Annotated in this window: 19 protein-coding genes; 5 read left to right on the top strand and 14 right to left on the bottom strand. The window is 50.7% G+C overall.

The genetic code is table 11. The features are described from left to right. The first annotated feature begins 45 nt into the window (after positions 1-45). From VK694_06885 to VK694_06905, 5 genes are all read left to right on the top strand, one after another. Positions 46-555: a hypothetical protein gene (locus VK694_06885; GenBank protein ID HTE58442.1), complete on the top strand. Its 510-nt coding sequence runs from the start codon at positions 46-48 to the stop codon at positions 553-555. A gap of 281 nt (positions 556-836) precedes the next feature. Continuing rightward, positions 837-1331 carry a hypothetical protein gene (locus tag VK694_06890; GenBank protein HTE58443.1) on the top strand — a complete coding sequence of 165 codons (495 nt, stop codon included), beginning with the start codon at positions 837-839 and terminating at the stop codon, positions 1329-1331. A 447-nt stretch (positions 1332-1778) separates the two neighbouring features. Further along, a complete protein-coding gene (locus VK694_06895) occupies positions 1779-2039 on the top strand; it encodes a hypothetical protein (GenBank protein HTE58444.1) in 261 nt (86 codons plus the stop codon). Positions 2040-2502: 463 nt separating this feature from the next. Beyond that, a complete protein-coding gene (locus VK694_06900; protein HTE58445.1) occupies positions 2503-3540 on the top strand; it encodes a sigma factor-like helix-turn-helix DNA-binding protein in 1038 nt (345 codons plus the stop codon). Positions 3541-3658: 118 nt separating this feature from the next. Further along, positions 3659-4195: a hypothetical protein gene (locus VK694_06905; protein ID HTE58446.1), complete on the top strand. Its 537-nt coding sequence runs from the start codon at positions 3659-3661 to the stop codon at positions 4193-4195. A 510-nt stretch (positions 4196-4705) separates the two neighbouring features. On the opposite strand, the gene VK694_06910 is transcribed toward VK694_06905, so the two are convergent. The 14 genes from VK694_06910 to VK694_06975 form a co-directional block, all read right to left on the bottom strand. Further along, entirely contained in the window at positions 4706-5611 is a 906-nt protein-coding gene (locus VK694_06910; protein HTE58447.1) for a hypothetical protein, read from the bottom strand. Between the two features lie 17 nt (positions 5612-5628). Beyond that, positions 5629-6780 carry a glycosyltransferase gene (locus VK694_06915; GenBank protein ID HTE58448.1) on the bottom strand — a complete coding sequence of 384 codons (1152 nt, stop codon included), beginning with the start codon at positions 6778-6780 and terminating at the stop codon, positions 5629-5631. Then, positions 6773-8029, bottom strand: coding sequence for a putative peptidoglycan glycosyltransferase FtsW (locus tag VK694_06920; protein HTE58449.1), 1257 nt, complete (start codon positions 8027-8029; stop codon positions 6773-6775). Before VK694_06920 ends, VK694_06915 begins: the two co-directional genes overlap by 8 nt. Before the next feature lie 11 nt (positions 8030-8040). Further along, positions 8041-9075 (bottom strand): phospho-N-acetylmuramoyl-pentapeptide-transferase, encoded by a 1035-nt coding sequence (gene mraY, locus VK694_06925; protein HTE58450.1) that lies wholly within the window; start codon positions 9073-9075, stop codon positions 8041-8043. 23 nt (positions 9076-9098) lie between these two features. After that, on the bottom strand, positions 9099-10856 hold the full coding sequence (locus VK694_06930; protein ID HTE58451.1) for a penicillin-binding protein 2: 1758 nt from the start codon (positions 10854-10856) through the stop codon (positions 9099-9101). Positions 10857-11085: 229 nt separating this feature from the next. Next, positions 11086-11433: a hypothetical protein gene (locus tag VK694_06935; GenBank protein HTE58452.1), complete on the bottom strand. Its 348-nt coding sequence runs from the start codon at positions 11431-11433 to the stop codon at positions 11086-11088. Between the two features lie 216 nt (positions 11434-11649). Next, entirely contained in the window at positions 11650-12564 is a 915-nt protein-coding gene (gene rsmH / locus VK694_06940; protein ID HTE58453.1) for a 16S rRNA (cytosine(1402)-N(4))-methyltransferase RsmH, read from the bottom strand. A 585-nt stretch (positions 12565-13149) separates the two neighbouring features. Then, the gene (locus VK694_06945; GenBank protein ID HTE58454.1) at positions 13150-13506 is read right to left on the bottom strand and encodes a hypothetical protein; all 357 of its coding nucleotides are present in this window, start codon (positions 13504-13506) and stop codon (positions 13150-13152) included. Positions 13507-13745: 239 nt separating this feature from the next. After that, positions 13746-14186, bottom strand: a complete 441-nt coding sequence (locus VK694_06950) for a hypothetical protein (GenBank protein HTE58455.1) — start codon at positions 14184-14186, stop codon at positions 13746-13748. Between the two features lie 45 nt (positions 14187-14231). Next, positions 14232-15509, bottom strand: a complete 1278-nt coding sequence (locus VK694_06955) for a glycoside hydrolase family 1 protein (protein ID HTE58456.1) — start codon at positions 15507-15509, stop codon at positions 14232-14234. Between the two features lie 160 nt (positions 15510-15669). After that, positions 15670-16398: a flavodoxin family protein gene (locus VK694_06960; GenBank protein HTE58457.1), complete on the bottom strand. Its 729-nt coding sequence runs from the start codon at positions 16396-16398 to the stop codon at positions 15670-15672. Between the two features lies 1 nt (position 16399). Further along, complete coding sequence (locus VK694_06965) at positions 16400-16819, bottom strand: DUF1761 domain-containing protein (protein ID HTE58458.1); 420 nt, start codon at positions 16817-16819, stop codon at positions 16400-16402. A 65-nt stretch (positions 16820-16884) separates the two neighbouring features. Further along, a complete protein-coding gene (locus VK694_06970; protein HTE58459.1) occupies positions 16885-17754 on the bottom strand; it encodes an aldo/keto reductase in 870 nt (289 codons plus the stop codon). An 85-nt stretch (positions 17755-17839) separates the two neighbouring features. Beyond that, on the bottom strand, positions 17840-19363 hold the full coding sequence (locus tag VK694_06975) for a PIF1 family DEAD/DEAH box helicase (protein HTE58460.1): 1524 nt from the start codon (positions 19361-19363) through the stop codon (positions 17840-17842). Positions 19364-19371 lie beyond the last annotated feature (8 nt).

Genomic DNA, 19371 nt, shown 5'->3' on the forward strand with positions numbered 1-19371 from the left:
TCGTCAAATGGAAATGGACCCCCAAGCACCCCTGGGAGAAACCCCATGCTTTCCAATCGAACCCTCGGCCTCATGGCCGGCATCATCGTGACGCTCATCGGCATCACGCTCTGGCTCAGCTGGAACTTCGGCTACTGGAGCGACGACGGCCCGCGTGTCGACCACACCAGCCTGTTCCTGCCCAGCGCAATCTGCGGTACCCTCGGCATCATCGCCGCGGCCATCATCATGATCGCGACCATCTACGGCCCCAAGTCGGTGTACGGCAATCCCGGATTCGTCAAGCATCTCGCAAACGAGTGCGCTGGCTGGGGAGCTGTTGTCCTGATCCTGCCGTCCTTCATGGGCGCCCTCATGGCTGGGACCGACATCCCCAACAACGTGTCCAACGGTTCTGTCCCGTTCCACTGGGCCACCTTCGGCAGCTACTCCGGTAGCCTCCTCGCTGGCCTGCTGGTGACCAACCTGTTGCTGTCCCTGGTGCTGTACTTCTGGGCAGACCGGCCTGGTGACCTGACCATCGACAGCTGGCTGAGCCGAGTCGTCCAAGCCTGAGGGCTGGCCCTAGGACAAGGCAACACGCCGCCGTGCATGATACCTGGAGGGTCCAGGACGTGAAGTGGTAGAGGTGATGGATCATCCATCGACAACCCCTCATACCTCCCACTTCACGCCCACACAGTTTCTATGAATGTGCAGCCAACACTGCAAGAGTCATACTGATGAGTCCAAGAGGACGAAAAGCTGTAAAACTTCTTTGACATTAGTGCTATAATATTTTGCGAGTGATTCGTTTCTGCACTCACAAATAACCCTCGAGGCCTCTTGGAGGAATCATGTTCAGCATGCTGACGTTCCGTCGCATGACACTCGCCACGCTCGGCTTGGGCGCGCTGCTTTTCCCGATCTGTTGGTTTGCCGCCTACGGAACCCAGGAATTGTCCAGGGCACCTCATGGTGACCTATTCAGCGCTGGCGTCATATCCGGCATTATCGGTGTGGTGATCGCCTACGTGCTCCTCATGGGCACCATCCATGTCGAAGATGCCGACTTCGGTGAAAGTCAGTTCCTGGGACACCTGATGGCAGCCTTCGGGATCGTCGCAGCTGTGCTGTTCGTGTTGGGCTGCATAATCGCCGGCTTCGTCTCCAGCTCCCCCGAAGGTGGTCCCATCGACACGGGCGTGTTCGGCACCATCGTCATCAGCCTACTCGCCAGCTACCTCACCACCTTTTTCGTCCTGGTGGGTGCGTTCGGCGACGAGACGTGGATCGGTGGCAAGAAGACTGACAACAACCTCTTCCGGGACGGTGTTATCAGCGGGCCCTAAGGCACACACTGGCCAACAGAGAGTTACAAATCCTGGAGTACCAGGTCATGAAGTGGTAGAGGTGATGGATCATCCATCGACAACCCCTCATACCTCCCACTTCATGTCACAGCTTCTACAAATGCGATTTGTACTGATGAGTCCAAAAGGACGAAAAGCTATAGCCACAGAGGCAACAGAGAAGGAAATAGTTGACAAATACTGTTTTTATTATTAAAATAACATAGTTTTACATGGGTTTTCACCCCTAAAACGTATTATTGACAAGCAGGCAGACAGAGCGGAGTATTGTGGGCTTTTTGTAAGCAAAGAGCACAGAATATTCTGCTCCTGTCACCACAAGAACAGACACATCCGTGGCTTTAGCCGTGGGGACTCGCAAAAGCAGGTCAAACTGCGCGAGTTAGAAGGAAATCTCAGTCCAGCCAACCGAAAGGCTTCGGCACCATGAGCATCACCACCCTCGCCAGCATCCCCGCCACCTACAACACCCCCACGTACTACGCCCCCGCCTACCAGCCGCGGGTCGACCTCGTGTCGATCAGCCTCACCCTGGTGTTCGAGCGGCAGAGCGTGATCCGCCTGGGCTACGCCTGGATCGATGGCTACTTCGTCGCCATCGACCTCCTGGTCGTCACCCAGTACGCCGTGGTCATCGAGAAGACCGCCCTCCTCGTCGACGGCGACATCGTCGTCTTCATCGGCTAGTCGACTTCGTCGGCTCGGTATGACGAGTAGGTGGGTGCGGATGTGTACAGCAAAAGGATGTGGCCTATGGCTGCAACTCTCCTTTTTCTGTTCCCCTCTGTTCACCCGCCTGCTGTCATACCAACATGATTTTATAAAAAAGCATTTGACACAAAAGTAATATGCTGTTATTATATTTAAGACCTATCTGTTTTACAGAGCTGTACATAACAAGCATAAGCGTTTACGAACAGTCGAATTGTAGAGTAATATTCGCTCTAACAGATTTAGGTTGAATATTTATCCACAATTTTACAGAGATACAACATATACCTCTTATAGCTTCCTATGCAACAGTTTAAGCATAACCGTCCATTTAGTGATACAATAGCTATATCTACAAAGGGTATTGACTCAGCAGACTATTTGTTTTACAATAATATTAAAACTTGAGATTACCCAGACCGGGTAAGGGAAGTAAATAATGACAGAAGCTAATCGAAACCGGCTGCAGATCGAAAAGATCATTACCGACATTTTGGGCACTATTGATCGCGAACGTGAACGCGAGATTATTGCACGTCGTTATGGTTTGTTCGACCGCAAAGAAACTCTCGAACAAATCGGCGAGCTTCTTGGTATTACCCGTGAGCGCGTTCGGCAGCTCGAGAAGGCCGTTATGGCTCGTCTCAAGGCAATGGCTGACGCTGGGCAACTACCGCATATCAAAGAAGTACAGACCCTTTTGCTCGACGAAGTTAACACTATGGGCAAAGTTGGCCGCGTAACCGACCTCAGCGGACGACTTACCAAAGACAACAGCCGCGTAGACCAGGCTCGTATCTCTTTCTTGGCAGAGCTCAGTCCTAAGCTGGCTGTCGTAGAAGACAACGACCACTTCCATCACGCTGTTGGCGTAGCTGAAGTTCACGACGAAAAGACCATTAAAGAGCACGTCATGACTATTATTGCCGCCATCAAAGATATCGGCGAACCTAGCGCTATCGAGCATGTCACCACGACAGCCGGTAAAGAAGACGCTGAGCACGTAGCCGCTCTGGCTAGCACTAGCAAGCAGCTTGCTACCCTTAACGGACGCTGGGGCCTCGTGAAGTGGCCCATGGTCAACCCAAAGAACATTCGTGACAAAATCTACGTTATCTTGCACGAAGCAGGGCAGCACATGCACTTCAACGAGATCTCTGAAGCCATCAAGGGTTCAGACTTCAAGCGCAAAGACGTAACTACCCAAGCTATCCACAACGAACTCATCAAAGACAAACGCTTTGTCCTGATTGGTCGTGGTATCTACGCCCTCAAAGAGTGGGGCTACGAAAAGGGTACCGTTGCTGACATCATAGAAGAAGTCTTGCGTACCGCAAGCGAACCTATGCACCGCGACGAGATCGTTAAAGAAGTCCTGAAGAGTCGTCACGTCAAAGAGACAACCATTCTTCTGAATCTACAAGGCAAGCCGCAATTCAAGCGCGTTGCCAAAGCTACCTACGCCCTCGCTGAGTAAGTTCTGGATATCCCATGGTCACCTCCTCACCGTGAGGTTGATACACCATGGGACCCAGAGCCTATCATATGGCAGGGTAAAGGCCCCGGTGGCAAGAGGGGAAGGAAGCCTTTCGGTAATGGAAAGACACGAACAAGAAGATACCACCAGTAACATGATGGAGCTCACTAATGGCTCTACGTTTCTGGGCCGTGACGAAGAGCCATACATAGAGCTACTCGCTCAAGCAGGCGAAGAGGGCCTTACGGCCGCTGATTTCGTAAACGCCCACATCCACAAAAGAACTGCAGTATATAGCACCTTAGCCCGGCTAGCAGCAGACGAAGTTATCGTGAAACGAATCGATCGTTCGGGTCTGGCTTCTCGTCCACCGGAAAGAATAGTCCTTGACCCCAAACGCCTCCCAGAAGTCATAGCTCATTTCGAATACCTCGCACAGCGAGTCCAAGGCACCTTGCGGCGCTCAATGCCCAAGCAGAGCAGGAGACAGAGCAAGAGTTATAAACAAAAAGCGAACATTACTAGTAGCATAGTACGAACAAAGAAATACAAAAACCGAACAAGTGTTCATAAAAAATACAGCTCGAGAAATTATAAGACAAGACAAAACAGCCAGCATTTTTCAAAGGCCATGCAGAACGGGCAGGGACAATAAAAATCAAAGCCAAACATAAGGGCAGAGGGCACAAAACAGCCGCGGGTGATTGGCGAGCGAACCAAAACCAAACATACACATGACGTCGCACAATGTATATTTTGCGACTCACATATAGGATTTATAGACGACTATCGATACCCCTCCTGCAGGGGATAAGCACAGGCAGTATGGCACTTGGCTTACGGTTTACATTTATGCGTGCCCTAAAGCACACACCTAACGCTGTTTAAGCCCCGCGGCCGTCCAGCCACTCGTTTGCTGTACCGGAAAGCTCTGTTGTATTTACCGACATTCCCACGACTTTTCCACACCCGGCCGTGAAAACATTTGCTTTTTCGCTATTTACTTTGTTTTATATATTATTCCCCTTTACTTCCTCTGCTCTGCTTTTTTTGACTTTTGCCCTACTTTGTATTTTTGTATAGTTTTTTCACGGCCTTCCACAGCACTTTTATATTGAACGTTTTACGAACATGAGGGAGGGGTAAAGCGGGGGACCTTCACTGCTTACTTATAAAAGGCTTTTTCTGATACCCGCACATCTATGTACTCTGCTGGCAGGACGTTGTCCTTTTCCAGTCGTTGCTTGACCGCTATAAACGTCCCTGCCTGAAGCTTCCCCTCCCCTTGGGTGTCAAACTTGACGTAATATGGCCTGTCTTTGGGACGGACTCGTAATTCTCGGGCGGCTGGCAGGCTCATGCTATCCAAAGGGATGTTCTTGGCCCGTAACTGCGCTGACACATCGGTAATAAATTGCACCACCTCCTTAGGCAGGGCGGATTTGCCAGGCTCTAGCGATACACCTGATTCATCACGCACGAGAGGCAGCCTGTCACGCGTCGAGCTATCGACCTCGCTGGCTTTTACAATAGCACGACCATGCACATCCACGATAAACGCACCACTACTACGCGTCCCCAGTACCAGCGCCGGCTGAGCGGGCTGGGCCTGTATTACCAGCCGCCGGCCCATCAGCGGCATAACAACAGCAATATCACCCAGCTCCGGAAAGGCTTCTCGCAGTTCGGCCGCCAGCTTTGTGGTATCTATGGTCAACTTACTACTGTTCAGTAATGACCGGGCCAGTATATCCCGGGCTTCTTTTTCATACACCGCTCTGTTTCCAACCAATGTTTGGTCACTGCTGCGCAGTATCTGTACGTTGGGTAGCGTACTGAGTGTCGACATATACACCAGCGACACCAGCAGGACGACAGCAGCAACCATAGAAGGTGCATACTTCAGCGCCTCTTTGTTTACACGACGGCTCGTAGCCGTTTTCTTGGGAGTCATATTCCGACCAACCGACGGCTCTGACGAGCGACTGGCATAATATGAAAAGACTTGTGCCGATTGCTGGGCACGAACGTTTCGTTGGGCTGGTTGTGGTTTTTGTTTTTTGCGGAACATAGTGCTAATTGGGGGTTTTATTTGGTCTGTACTTCTAATAATAACAGTGCCAGCTTGCGGGACGCATCAGGTATGCTGATATCTTGTAGTTTGCTGGCCAATTTCTGACGGCGTTCAGGATCTTGCAACAGACTCCGTATTGCCGCGTCCAGAGCAGAAGTGTCTCTCTTAAAATCAGCCTCATCTACAACCAACACCGCATTATGCCTTACCAGATTTTCGGCATTTTTGAGCTGGTGGCCCCCTGTTAGGAGGGGATTTGGCACAACCACACAAGCCTTGCCCTGTACCCCAAACTCAGCCAGTGCATTGGCGCCCGCTCGCGTCACCACCACGTCCGCAGCACCGCTGTACCGATATAAAGGTTGTAAAAATTCCAACACCTCCAGGCGCTCATGACTGAAATCCCCATAAGTATCTGCCTGTCCCTTCCCTACCTGGTGAATAACAAAAAGATCTGCATAGTCCTGAAGTAGCCCGGGCACCACCTGTCGCATGCCGTCGTTCAACCGACGCGCACCTGTGCTACCCCCTGTTATCATAAGTACCCTGCTCTTCCCTGGCAGAGATAGTTCTTTTTTGTACTGTGCCTGCAGGTGCGCATCTACCGGCTTGTAGTCGGCAGTGGTCAGAACACCCACATACCTCACGCTCTCTGGTGGGTAGGTGTAGAATTCGGCAGGCATGCCTGTGGCATGATATACAGCCCACTTGGCCACCAACCGGTTAGCCAGCCCTGGCATAGCGTCGGAATCATGGGTGACAAACGGCTTGCGCCAAAAAGCCGAGGCTACCCCTATGGGCACCCCTACAAAGCCGCCCTTTAAAAGCACTACATCTGGCCGCAATTTCTTGACCAGGAAGATGCCCTGGATAATGCCCAGCACTATGTACACGGCATCTCGTATGTTCAGGGCAATGGTCTTCAGGTCCAGCAAGCGGCGCAGCCACGACTCGCCATGATACCTGCGGAACTTGCCCGCAAAGATGGTAACTATTTTATCAATATCAGCGTTTCCGTCAGTCATGTGTGCAAACCGTCCGTTACGTTCACCAGCGTATATGACGTAACAATCCGGGTCGGCTTTTTTCAGCTGGTGGGCCACTGCCAATAGTGGCGATATGTGCCCACCAGTACCTCCACCGGTCAGTAGGATCCGTTTAGGCATTGGCTTCGCTCCTAGCTCGGTAGCGACTGATTGGCCGGCCGCTAGCTGGCTGTCGATCGGTCGAGACGCCTCCCGTATTTACCCCATAGGAAGTGTACCGGGATATATTAAACACCAGCCCTACGGCAGCCATCACGAATATGACGCTCGTACCACCATAACTAATAAACGGCAATGTAATACCTTTGAGCGGCAGCAGACCAATCATCGCCCCAATGTTGATAACTGTCTGGGTACTGAGCCAAGCCAACACCCCAGCTACGATCAGGCGTGAAAAATCGTCAGTGGTACGTTCCATAATGTTTTTTATGCGTACAAAGAAGGCCATAAGCAGACAAATCAACAGTGTCGCCCCTATAAAGCCGAACTTCTCTGCAATGATAGCAAAGATAGAATCGTTGGCAGCCTCTGGAAGATAGCCAAAAGCTTGGCCGCTATTTTGCAAGCCAATACCAAATATACCCCCAGAGCCCACTGCAATCAGCGCCTGACAGGCCTGGTAACCCGTACTCTGACAGTCACGCTCAGGGTTCAGAAAGGTGCTTACCCGGTCACGGCGATAGCTAAAAGGCAGAATGAGCAGTGCCAGACCAATGACCACGACTCCACCGGTTTGAGCAATGCGCTTGAGCGGCAGCCCCGCCACAAATGACATGGCAGCTAGCATAGCCAGAACAACCGCAGTAGACCCCAGGTCCTTTTGGGCGATAGCAACCACTACACCAACCACTGCCAGTACGAACATCAGCGGCTTGAGTGTTTTTTGGGTGCTTCCTATCTCGCCCTTTCTAATTTGCTGCTCCAGAAATGCAGACAGGCAGATAACCAGTCCAAGCTTTACCAGCTCTACCGACTGTAGCGACAGGCCACCAAAGCGTATCCAACGATGTGCCGGATATTCGGCGCTGACGGGCAGCACCAGCGAAATAAGGGTAGCCAACACCGCAGCCACCAGCAGTGGTCGTTGCAGTTGGCGCCATTTTGTCAGAGGAATCGCCGCCACAATGGCAAAGGCCACTACCCCCAAGCCAATGGCTGTTAGCTGCTTGGTTACAAAATAATTCTCGCCGACATTCTTCTGGGCACTCAGGCCGGGGCTAATGGCATATACCACAATCAAACCCACGGCCAACAGCAAGGCGCTGATAAGTACCAGTGTATAGTCTGGCTTGTGTCGCCTTTGCAGCGTACCACTGTCACGCGCCAGAACTGCTGGCCGTCGACGCCCTCCTGTAGTTCGCGCAAACATATCTAGTACCCCTAACTGTTGCCAAGCAGGTACAAGATGAGACCGAGGACACCGAACACCTGACCCAGTATCCAAAAGCGCATCGTTACTTTTGTTTCGGGCCAGCCAATAGCTTCAAAGTGGTGGTGGATAGGAGACGATAGAAATACCTTCTTGCCATGGCGCAATTTGCGCGAGGTGCGGTTGATGATAACCGAGCCAGTCTCTGCAACATACACAGCGCCAATGATAGGCAGCACGTAGATAGTATCTGTCTGCAAAGCAATGATACCCAGGGCGGTACCCATAGCAAACGACCCAATATCGCCCATAAAGAAACGCGCCGGATAGATATTAAACCAGGTATAGCTCAGCAGTGCTCCCACAATAGCCAGACAGAATCCTGCCAGAGCGTACTGCTGTTGAAAGGCACAGATAATGGTATAGACCCCGAAAGAAGAGGCCAACAACCCGCCAGCCAACCCATCAAGTCCATCAGACATGTTCACCGCATTGGCCGTCGCAATAACTACGAACCAGAACAAAACAATAACAAAGACACCCAGCATAACATCGCCAAAGCCAAAATTCAGACTGGTAACGTCAAGCTTGGCATAAAACCACCACCCACCAACAAGCCCCACCGTACTATGCAGCAAGAACTTTACCTTGGCACGCATACCAGCAACTTTACTGCTGCCACGAATATTCATCCAATCATCTATAAATCCAACCGTGGCAGCCCCTAGCATACCGGCCAGCGGTAGCCAAGTCTCTTGCCTGTCCAAGTTGGCAACAAGGGTCACGAACGTGACCGCCAAAACAAAAACGATGCCAGCCATATTAGGAATGTTGCGCTTGTGTTTGGCAGCATGCAGCTTGGCATAGACAGGCGCCTTGACGCCACCCATTGCCTCTGTTCGTTGCTTCTTCCACCACTCGTATTTGTACGCAACGGTGGTGTACAACGGCGTCAATACCATACTAAAAGCAAAGCTCAGAAAGCCTAGTAGCAATATCTGCATGACGGTGCTGGTTTCAACGACGAGGCTTATTGTTTCTGTCATGGTTAGTTCCTTGTATTATACACTTACTTTTTTGGTGTTACACCAAAGTTATTAATCAGCATGCCCGTTAGATCAACAAAGAGCGGGGCCGCCGCCTTTGACCCTGCATACCCGCCAATCTTTGGCTTATTTACACGTACCAGTATTACATATTGCGCATCATCTCCACCAACAAATCCCATAAACGTACCGTTAAATACGTCGTCATAATAGCCACCCTCGGGCTTTGCCACTTCAGCTGTTCCGGTCTTGCCACCAATACTGTAGGCAGGATAGTCTTGTTTGAATCCATAGGTTACCCGATTTTTGGCAACCGTATATTCCATCATTTCCTTGATAGTGCGGCTCACCTCTGGCTTAACTGCATTAGTACCTATAACTTTTGGTGCTACCTGCTGCTCGCCCTTATCGGTAATAGTCTTGTCAATCAGGCGTGGCTGGTAATAGGTGCCTCCGTTGACCACAGCTGCCAGAGCGGCGGCCATCTGAAGCGGCGTGGCCGTCATACCCTGCCCAAAGGCGGTGTTGGCGTACTGGATATTCAAGCCATAGCCTTCGACTGGGTCAGGTATGGACCCACCAGATTCGTACCCCTGTTCTATCCCCGTTGGCTTGCCAAGATGGTAGTGCCCTGTCATGTAGTCGTACCAGCGCTGCCTGGCCTGTTGGTTTATTTCGCCGCCGCCCATCTGCATGAGCAACCAGGTGGCACCCGTGTTGAGCGACAGTTGCAAAATATCCCGAACGCTATGGGTCCCTGGCCCACCATCTTCTTCGATATTGCTTACCGTAGCATCGCCCACCTTATATTTGCTGGGGTCGTAATAGGTTGTGTCCTTGCCTACTACACCCATATCCAGTGCGGCTGCGGCGGTCAGAGGCTTCATGATAGATCCCACTTCTAGCGGATCGCTTACCACGGCGTTGTTAAAGGTATTGCCATCTTCTACTTTAGAAAATTCGCCAGGGTTATAGGTGGGATAGTTGGCCATGGCCTTTACGGCGCCAGTCTTCGCCTCTAAGATCACGGCGCCACCAGAATCAGACTTGGCCCGGTCAAGCCCCGCTTTTAGCATGTCTTCTAGCTGCTGTTGCATGCCAATGTCTATGGTCAAGACCACTCTTTCGCCCGACATGGGTTCAGTCATAACGTTTTCGCGGTTAGCCGCCAGCGGCACACCCTCGGCATCAGTAATCGCCTTGAGCTGTCCCGGCCTGCCCTTTAGGCGCGTGCCCAAGAACTGTTCTAGGCCATATTTGCCCTCACCTTCATCGTTTACAAATCCCAGCAGCTGGGCAGCCAAGGCCCCTTGTGGATAGGTCCGGTACGGAATCCCTCGCGTGCCAATCCCTTTCAGCTTTAGCTTGTCTATTTTCTCGCTCTGGGACTTATCAAGTTTCTTGGCAAGTACCACGTACCGAGTCTCTGGCGTTCGGAGTTTCTCTTCATAGTCGTTGGCGTTGCCCCCTATGGCGCGAGCAATCTCATCGGCCGCCTTGCGTTGGTCGTGTACATAGACCGGATCGGCATACAGAGTGTAGCGGGTCTCGTTCAATACAATAGGCACCGTAGCTGACCCATTGTGAGCCTCTATCACTCCCCGCTCTGCCGGGATTTCATATTGTTTGAGCTGTCCAGTCAGTGCAGCCGTCTGGTAATAATCGTGGCGAATAACCTGCAGATAGAAGAGCCGAATAATAAACACCGCGCACAATATCAGCAACAAGGCATACCATATACGGATACGCCTAACAGGATCTACTTCCAGAACCAACTTCAAAATTCACCTCCGTCCTGCAGCCTTGATGCAGGGAAACCTTGCCGATTTTTGCTTCGCAATGTAGCTATGGCTACCTTTTGTCGCAATAAATCGTCAATCTTTCTCCTGCATCCGGCCTTCGGAACCGAAGGAAATTCTGAAGTTGGTTCTAATTGTACGGGACTCAGTGTTGGCCGCATGCTTGTCCTTTTGGCCCTCCTGCCACCCCATGATGCGGCGACTGCATAGATTAGTTTTGCAGTGTAGCAGCTGGAGCAACACCAACCAAATTTTTGGCCGCTTCGCTATTTTTGACACGTTCTTGTGCCTGCAGCCGTGCCGAGTCAATGGTCAGCTGGTCGTGCTCTGCCTTTAGGCCCGCCTGCTGCTCTTTCAGATCGTTGATCCGGTAGCTATAGGCATTAGTCTTGGTAACCTGCGTGAGATACAGCAGTCCAACCAAGCATGCCAAAACAATCAGAATAATAGTGTTGCTAACCGGGCCTACACTTCGGCCACGCTCACGGAAGCTTGTCGTATTTTGGTTTCGGGTAGCATAGCGCTGCCGGCCCATCGCCAGTGAGGATGAATATGTCATGAATGTTTTTGTTTTTTGTTATTTTTGTATTTCTTTGTTCCCCGACCTCCCCTGGGGGAAGCCGAGGCACACCTTTGTACAAGGGTCAGTCACTTCTAAAGGTTAAACAACCCGGACTTTTACTTTGTACGCTCGGGAGAGGTTTTTTACCGTAATTGGCATAATCCTCTTCCTTTCTTTTTTTGCTTCTGCCAGAAAATTTTGTCCTGGCAGACGCTATTTTTGTTTCGCTGCGGCACGCAATTTTGCACTGCGCGACCGCGGATTGAAAACAAGTTCATTTGACTCAGCCATAATTGGTTGCTTACTCAGCAACGTTAGGACGGCGTCGTAGCGGTTACCAGCCAGCTCGTTAAATGCTTGTTTAACGATGCGGTCTTCCAAGCTATGGAAGCTGATAACCACTATTCGCCCTCCCGGGGCAAGCAGGTCTATCCAGATTGGTATGGCTTGCTTGATTTGGTCAAGTTCGCTGTTCACCGCTATTCGGAGCGCTTGGAACGTCCTGGTAGCTGGATGGACTTTGCTGTGCCCCGGCCAAGCTGGGGCTATGACAGCTGCAAGTTGTTGGGTTGTTGTTATTGGCCTATGGCTTACTATCAAGCGAGCTATTTTATTCGCCCGTGGCTCTTCGCCATACTCATGGATTAGATTACTTAACTCCTCCTGGTCATAGCTATTCACTATGACTTCGGCTGTTAAGCTTTGTGTCTGGTCCATGCGCATATCAAGTGGTCCATTCAGCTTCAAACTGAATCCTCGACTGGCATTGTCAAGATGTGGTGACGAAACACCCAAATCGGCCAAAATCAAATCGAATTGTCTACCTGCTGCTTGCAGTTCTTGGCTTGCACCCAGAAAGTCTTTTTGCACTATCTGGACGCCACCACCTTTGAACTCTTTTTGCAGATGTTCAATTGCATTTTGATCGCGATCTACAAGAGTAGATTTGCTTGGTTGTAAGGTACGTTCCAGTATTGCCCTAGCATGTCCGCCGTATCCTGCCGTTAGGTCCAGGTACGATTCCCCTTTTTTTGGTTGGAGATAGTGTACGGCTGCTTCAAGCAGCACTGGAAAATGTGAATTAGTTTGATTTTGGTTGTTTGTTTTGGTGTTTTTGTTTTCAGTCACGCCATAAAGATTATAGCGTAACTTCTTGTAAGGTCATTACTTTCTGCTTGGCTTTTGGCCTCACAGGGTACCTGTTCCCTACAAGCAAGGTCACCTATTTAGCAGTCAACTTTTTGTTTTTTGGAAAGTTTTTGTTTTTATGGTGTTGGTAAATGCGTAATGAAGGGACATTTTTTGCGGGTTTTTGTAACCTGCGGCGTCCTTTCCGCGTTTACTAACGGTTTGAGAGACTTATGTGTGAGGTGGAGTTTTGGGAGGTGTTTTGATGTAAGGTGCTAAGGTTTTTTATATGGTTACCTTCAGCCCATATGTTGACTGCCAAATAGCTAACCTCAAATCATTGCACCGGTCGTGCCATCGCCTGGCAAAGCCAGCCGCTTGCCCGCCCTTTCGGCGCATCGCTGTGCCCGATTCTGCGATACTCCCTCACCGTACTAAAGTACGCCTCGGTCCGTTTCTCGCCTCGGTCCCACCGCTGCATCCGAATGCAACAATTTGCCCCTCAACTAGAATTTGAAGTCTAGTGTCGGTCGCTTGTTATTTGGTCTTCTGATCTAATTGTTAAGGGGCAAGATTTCAGGTTGGTTAGGACGCTTGGAGGCGCCAATACTTCCCTGCTCTTACTGCAATGACGTCGCGAGTCATACCTGCGTGGTCCAACAAGTGCTGCTCTATCACAAAGCGGCCCTGCTTTTGGTCCAAATCTGCCTCGGTTTTACCGGATCTGAATTGTACGTTCAGGTCGGCGGTACGTTCGTCTAGGATATTGCCCTGGAGCTCTGGCTCCATCAGCTCATCCCAAACAGACTTTGGGTATAGGTGCAGATATTTCTGGAATCCGCGTGTCAGTACTACCCCGCTGGCAAACTCGACTCTAAGCTCTGCAGGTATTGTCAACCTACGCTTATCATCAAGCTTCCTCTCGAAATAATCTACTGCCACTCGTTTCCAACGTCCCGTTTAAATTGCTAGTGGTTTTTATTTTTGTCGCGTTCTAGGTAGTCAGTTTTGGGCTACCCACGATTACCCACTGACATGAGTGTACAACCCACGTTTACCCACATGCAAGCAGTTTCGCAATAAAAACTGCCGCTTAAGCGGCAGTTATCCACAGTTTTACTTCTGTATTAAAGATATCCACAACATGTAGCGCTTTGCATATATGCTATGACGCTACTGCCCTACTTATGGTCAAGCTGCACGTCATCCTGGTCTGCATATATATCTGCAGCCTCGGGAACATCTGCCGTGTTACCGGGCTGAAAGGTTTCTTGCCCTTTAGGGATCTGCTCGGACAGCTGGCGCGCTACAGGCCTAAGATCTACTTCGCTTGGGTCCTGGCCCGTGTTTACTACTATCCTCTCAGCTATGTTTGTCGGGTTGTCCCCAGGTTGGATGGTGTATTCGGCAGTTCTTTGGCCCTCAAACGGTACGCTGGACTCACTATGAGCTACTGCTCGGACAACTGCCGCTCCACCGACTATTCCAAGTGCTGCAGCAGCGGCAGCTCCAGCGCCAACCGCAACCCTTCGCTTTCGGTATGTGCCAGGCGATGGACGTTGTTCTAGGCTTTGTTGTGGTGCGGTTACATCTGCTGGGAGTGTTTGTTTTGGATGATCCATAGCTAGTACTATAGCATAAGCATTGTTTTTAGTCAATAATGTGTCTTACGACTGCCTGATATCCTTGATACGGTTTGCAAACCATTTGGCGCTGGGACGAATGGTGCGCTTCATACCCCGCTCGCGGTCAACAGCCACCAGCCCAAACTTGGGCCACCAGCCAAACTTCCATTCAAAATTGTCCAAGAGGCTCCAGTGAAAATAACCCCTCAGGTCCACTCCCTCACTGAGAGCCCGTTGCATAGCAACAATCGTCTCCTCTATCCACCAGCGGCGGTATTCGTCTGCCTCATCTGCCAGGCCGTTCTCTGTCACATAAATAGGCTTCTTAAAATGCTTCCAGGTACGCAGCAACAGTGGGTACAAACCCTCCGGCTCCATATACCACCCTTGGTCACTCAGTGGCACCCGTGGATTATCCTTCTTAAACAGGCCCGTGTAGTAATCCGAGAAGTAAAAATTCACCCCTACAAAGTCTTGATGACTCCGTATCCTTTTCAGAAACCACCAGTTCCAAAAGTACCGCATGCGCTGCGTCGAAAACTGGTCAAACAGACTATGCGGATGCTTGGCCTGAATATTGGCAAGCTGCTGCGCCACGCCAACCTGCAACATGGGCTTTTCCTTTTTCAGAATGCGATAAGCGCGCTTATGAGCCCGCACCAAGTTCCGGTACACCTTTAGGGCCAAGAAAATATTTTTCTGCTGCGGGGGCCACTCACCAATGATAAAGCCAAAGGTTACATACACATTGGGCTCATTAATCGTGATGATATAAGTCAGGTCTTCGGCAAGTTCGTCGCTAATCTTTTGGACAAAACGCTCAAAGTACGCGACATTGCTGCGCTTCTGAAAACCACCTTTTTTGTCGAACCACACCGGGTATGTCCAGTGCCACAGGTTAGCGAATGGCTCGATGTGCCGGCTGCGCAATTCGCGAATGTATCTGCGGTAGTGTTCGATCGCTTCTTCGTTCCACTTACCTTCTTCTGGCTCGATCCGAGACCATTCAATACCGAACCGATAGGCATTCATGTTGAGTTTTCCCAGCAGATCAAAATCTTCTTTGTACTGTTTGTAGTGACCAACGCCCTTGCCCGAGATGTAGTTAGCCGGATCTTCGGCCCTGTTCTTTACCTCGTTCCACGATGGCACCTCCGTCAGGCGCTGGTGCGCCGACTGAGCCAACTCTTTGGCGTTCTCGCGCTCCCACACCGACCACTGATTTTCTAGCCCACCTTCTACCTGGTGCGCTGCAGTACTCGCTCCCCAAAAAAAAGATTTCGGAAAAATTTTGTCATTCTCATTATTATCATTCTTCATCTTAAGCGTGATTATACCACTGGCGGTTTTGCTTTTATTTTTATGTGCAAAATTTAGTCCGAATTTACTTCGGCTAAATTTTATCTGCTTTCAGGAAGGAGCAGCCGGAGAAAATGGAGCACATTTTCGCCGCGCGATGAGGAAACCTATCCCGGTTTCCTCATCTGTATTCCGGATTCTCGAAATCGAAGCGAGTACCAGCGTCCCACTTTTTCCTTTGGTTGCCATAGCCTGGTACTCCGCCGGCGTCTTTGAGTAGCTTGCTCATATGCAAAAGATTCCAGGTCATAAAAGTGGTGTTGCGGTTAGTGAAATCGTTGTCTAACCCAGCCCTAGTTCCATCCTCTAGCTTGTCGCCATAGCTAGGTCCCGGCCCGGCTTCGCCTATCCAGCCAGCATCGGCATTGGGCGGAACAGTAAAGCCAATGTGCTGCAAACTATAGAGGATATTCATGGCACAGTGCTTTATGCCGTCTTCATTACCCGTGATAATGGCGCCGCCTACCTTGCCATAAAACCTGTACTGACCCTTCTCGTTCAGCTCGCCCGAGTGGGCGTACAGCCGCTCGATGATTCTCTTGGTAACCGAACTGTTGTCACCAAGCCAGATCGGTCCAGCCACCACGACAATGTCTGCAGCCATGACCTTGGGGGATATATCAGTCCACTCGTCTGCTTTCCAGCCATGCTCGCGCATGTCAGGATACACACCGGTAGCAATGTTGTGGTCTATGGGCCGAATCAGTTCGGTCTTAACGCCATGTTTTTCCATGATCTTGCGGCTAGCGTCTATAAGCAATTCGGTGTGGCTTTTTTCTGGTGATTTTTTGAGTGTGCAATTAAAGAACAGTGCTTTTGTACCCGAGAAGTCTAGAGTCTTTTCTGTCATATCAGAATCCTATAATTCCTATAACTAACCCCATAATCATGATGGCCACAAATTCATGGGCAACGGTCAGTGCCATCAGTTTTTTACGGCGGCGCTCGAATAACCCGTGCATGATAACCGTCGGCACCATAATACCAACCCACAGCAAAAAAGCTGCCCGCAGAGCCGAGGAAAAGAAAGTGTCCAAATAGAAATGCTGCAGCAAAATCGCCACATAATACAGGGTAGTCGCTGTTACCAGCGCCAACAAAAAAGCGCCGACCAATGCAACAGTCGCACCCTGCTGTGCCTTGTCTTTGTCTAGTTTGACCATCTTCATCCAAGCGTCACCAAACACTGGGCCAGCGTACCACCCCGCCCCGATAATCATGCTGGATATGGCTGCCAATAGAACCGCCAGATAGTTTATCTGAACATCCATTATTCCCTCCTGCTTTAGCGAACCCCCCAGGGCTCATTCATAAGCATTATGCGCTGACGCTAGGCTCAAGACAAGCGCTTCAGGCCTTTTTGCAGGCGATCTTTCACATACCAGCCGACCATATTCCTGCGATTCATGACACTACTTCCGTCACTTAGGCCATCGAGCAGTTTCATGTCACTGGTCGTCAGCTCAAAGTCAAAAATCTGAAAATTTTCCTGGATACGTTTGGGCCGAGACGATCTGGGGGTAGGCACAGCACCATGCTGCAGACTCCAGCGCAGCATAACCTGAGCAGGAGTTTTGCCAACACGGGCTGCGACTTCTTTTAGTACCGGATCTTCTAGGCGACGAGCTTGAGCCAGTGGGCTATAAGCCTCTAGGACAATGCCCTGCTCTTTGCAGAAATCTAGTATAGGTTTTTGCTGGGCATAATTGAAAGGATGGAGCTCTATCTGATTAACAGCAGGCGGGATACTGGTTTTTAACACTTCTTTCAGCTGCGAAACGTCGTAGTTAGAGACCCCGATAGCCCGCGCCTTTCCGGTGCCGTGTATGTCCGTCAATGCCTGCCAACTCTCGCCCCGTCTCTGCAGGTCGTCGCCCGGCCAGTGAACCAAGTATAAGTCTATATACTCAAGACCTAGTTTTTCTAGCGACCCCGCAAATGCCTTGAGCGCCGATTCATACCCTTGGTCGCTATTCCATAATTTCGTCGTGACAAAGATATCTTCGCGGGCCACCGGACTTTCGTGTATAGCCCGTCCCACGCTGGCTTCGTTACCATAAATTTTGGCAGTATCTATCAACCGATAGCCAGTATCCAATGCCACCCTTACCGCACGCAGTGTCTCGGAGCCATCGGCCAGCTGCCATGTACCAAAACCAAGAGTCGGTATAGCATTGCCGGCGTTCAAACGGAGTGTCTTTTTCACGAAAGCCTTTATTTACTTTGCCCCATGAGTGTACACCCATGCGCCCTGTCAAAAACGCAAGATACTTTACAGACACACCGTAGAACTATTTGCGGAACTTTATATCGTCGCCGTAGTGTTTTTTTAGTCGAGCGCGAATAGACCCTGGGTGTCGGCCGAACAACTCCGTCAGCTCTTTGACACCCTTGCCATCATCGTAGAGTTTCTGCAGCTTATCATCGTCTTCTTGTACCCAGGGTGTATAGGCATTTGGATACTCTTCGCGCATTTTTGCTAGGCGTTCTCCCCACTCACCCTTTGGAGCTTTCTTGGGTTTTGGGTTCTTGGCCCGCTTGGCAGCATTTTCACGCAAGTGCTCAAACTGCTGAGCCGCTTCGGTAGCCCGATTCCGCAAAGTAGCTTCAATATCTCTCGCCAGTGGGCTGACTTGCAGCGCCATGCGATTAATCCCCATAAGACTAAGGTCGTCTAGACGACGTACACGAGACAAGGCAACATACCCCATGCCCTCTACAAAGGCCTTGCGCAGGTCAACCCGGGCAGCGTCTAGTGTCATGCCCTGGCTTTTATGAACGGTAATAGCCCAGGCTAGACGCAGCGGAATTTGTGTCAAAGAAGCACGCTTTTTGTCACCGTCACGTAGCTCCCAGGTCTCTGTTGTCATGGTCACTTCTTTGCCGCTATGCAGCTGTACAACTGGAAAACCACCAATTTCCTCGAACCCAACCACCATACCGAGCGACCCGTTCACGTAACGTTTTTCGGGGCTGTTGCGAATACACATAACCAACGCGCCTTCCTTTAGAACCAGCTGCTCTACGGCCAAGCAAGATCGTTTCAGTGTATCAACATAGTTTGCACTACCCGTGGTGTGCATTTCGAAAACATGTTCCTCGCCCTCCAGAGACCCCAGACGTCCTTCGTTTATAGTGTCGACGTCGACATTTACGGTGTGGAGCTCGGTAACCTCTATGTCCTCGGCCAGCTGCGCATCAACCCGCCCCAGCAGCTGTTCGGCATGTCTGCGACGCAGATCATTGGCCCGCATGGCATGTAAAATTTCCAGAAATGTATCGTCGTCCTGACGATGCTGCTCGGTCAAATAGCACACAACCGGGTTTAGGTCGGTCCACGCCTGTGACTGCGTGACAAAGCTGCCCTGCTTTCCGTCACGCCTGTTAACGGGTGGCAACTGAAAAAAATCACCACACAGAATAACCTGGATACCGCCAAATGGCTCGTCTTTGTTACGCACCTTGCGCGCAATGGCGTCAATCATGTCCAGCCGATAGTCGTGCAGCATAGACACTTCATCGATAATTAAAACGTCTGTTTTTTGGATAGTCTCTCGGCGACCTTTTGGCATGTGGTCCATAAAGCGAGGTGGTAGGTCATCCAACACACCTATTCCGCTCCAGGAGTGGACAGTCGATCCGTTCAGGTGTGTTGCGGCCAGCCCCGTCGTTGCCGTAACGGCTACGTGCTTGCCGTCGTTTTTGGCCTCTTTTATAAAGCGATTCAGCACATATGTTTTGCCCGAACCAGCAGGACCGGTCAACAGTACACTGTTGCCAGCCAACATAATCTCGAGCGCCAAAACTTGATCCATAAGCCTCC

The sequence above is a fragment of the Verrucomicrobiia bacterium genome (genome assembly GCA_035489575.1).
Classification (GTDB): domain Bacteria; phylum Patescibacteriota; class Saccharimonadia; order Saccharimonadales; family JAGQNK01; genus DATHJY01.

Coding starts and splice junctions, on each gene's coding strand:
- VK694_06885 (HTE58442.1), top strand. CDS start 46: ATGCTTTCCAATCGAACCCTCGGCCTCATGGCCGGCATCATCGTGACG.
- VK694_06890 (HTE58443.1), top strand. CDS start 837: ATGTTCAGCATGCTGACGTTCCGTCGCATGACACTCGCCACGCTCGGC.
- VK694_06895 (HTE58444.1), top strand. CDS start 1,779: ATGAGCATCACCACCCTCGCCAGCATCCCCGCCACCTACAACACCCCC.
- VK694_06900 (HTE58445.1), top strand. CDS start 2,503: ATGACAGAAGCTAATCGAAACCGGCTGCAGATCGAAAAGATCATTACC.
- VK694_06905 (HTE58446.1), top strand. CDS start 3,659: ATGGAAAGACACGAACAAGAAGATACCACCAGTAACATGATGGAGCTC.
- VK694_06910 (HTE58447.1), bottom strand. CDS start 5,611: ATGTTCCGCAAAAAACAAAAACCACAACCAGCCCAACGAAACGTTCGT.
- VK694_06915 (HTE58448.1), bottom strand. CDS start 6,780: ATGCCTAAACGGATCCTACTGACCGGTGGAGGTACTGGTGGGCACATA.
- VK694_06920 (HTE58449.1), bottom strand. CDS start 8,029: ATGTTTGCGCGAACTACAGGAGGGCGTCGACGGCCAGCAGTTCTGGCG.
- mraY (HTE58450.1), bottom strand. CDS start 9,075: ATGACAGAAACAATAAGCCTCGTCGTTGAAACCAGCACCGTCATGCAG.
- VK694_06935 (HTE58452.1), bottom strand. CDS start 11,433: ATGACATATTCATCCTCACTGGCGATGGGCCGGCAGCGCTATGCTACC.
- VK694_06950 (HTE58455.1), bottom strand. CDS start 14,186: ATGGATCATCCAAAACAAACACTCCCAGCAGATGTAACCGCACCACAA.
- VK694_06955 (HTE58456.1), bottom strand. CDS start 15,509: ATGAAGAATGATAATAATGAGAATGACAAAATTTTTCCGAAATCTTTT.
- VK694_06960 (HTE58457.1), bottom strand. CDS start 16,398: ATGACAGAAAAGACTCTAGACTTCTCGGGTACAAAAGCACTGTTCTTT.
- VK694_06965 (HTE58458.1), bottom strand. CDS start 16,819: ATGGATGTTCAGATAAACTATCTGGCGGTTCTATTGGCAGCCATATCC.
- VK694_06975 (HTE58460.1), bottom strand. CDS start 19,363: ATGGATCAAGTTTTGGCGCTCGAGATTATGTTGGCTGGCAACAGTGTA.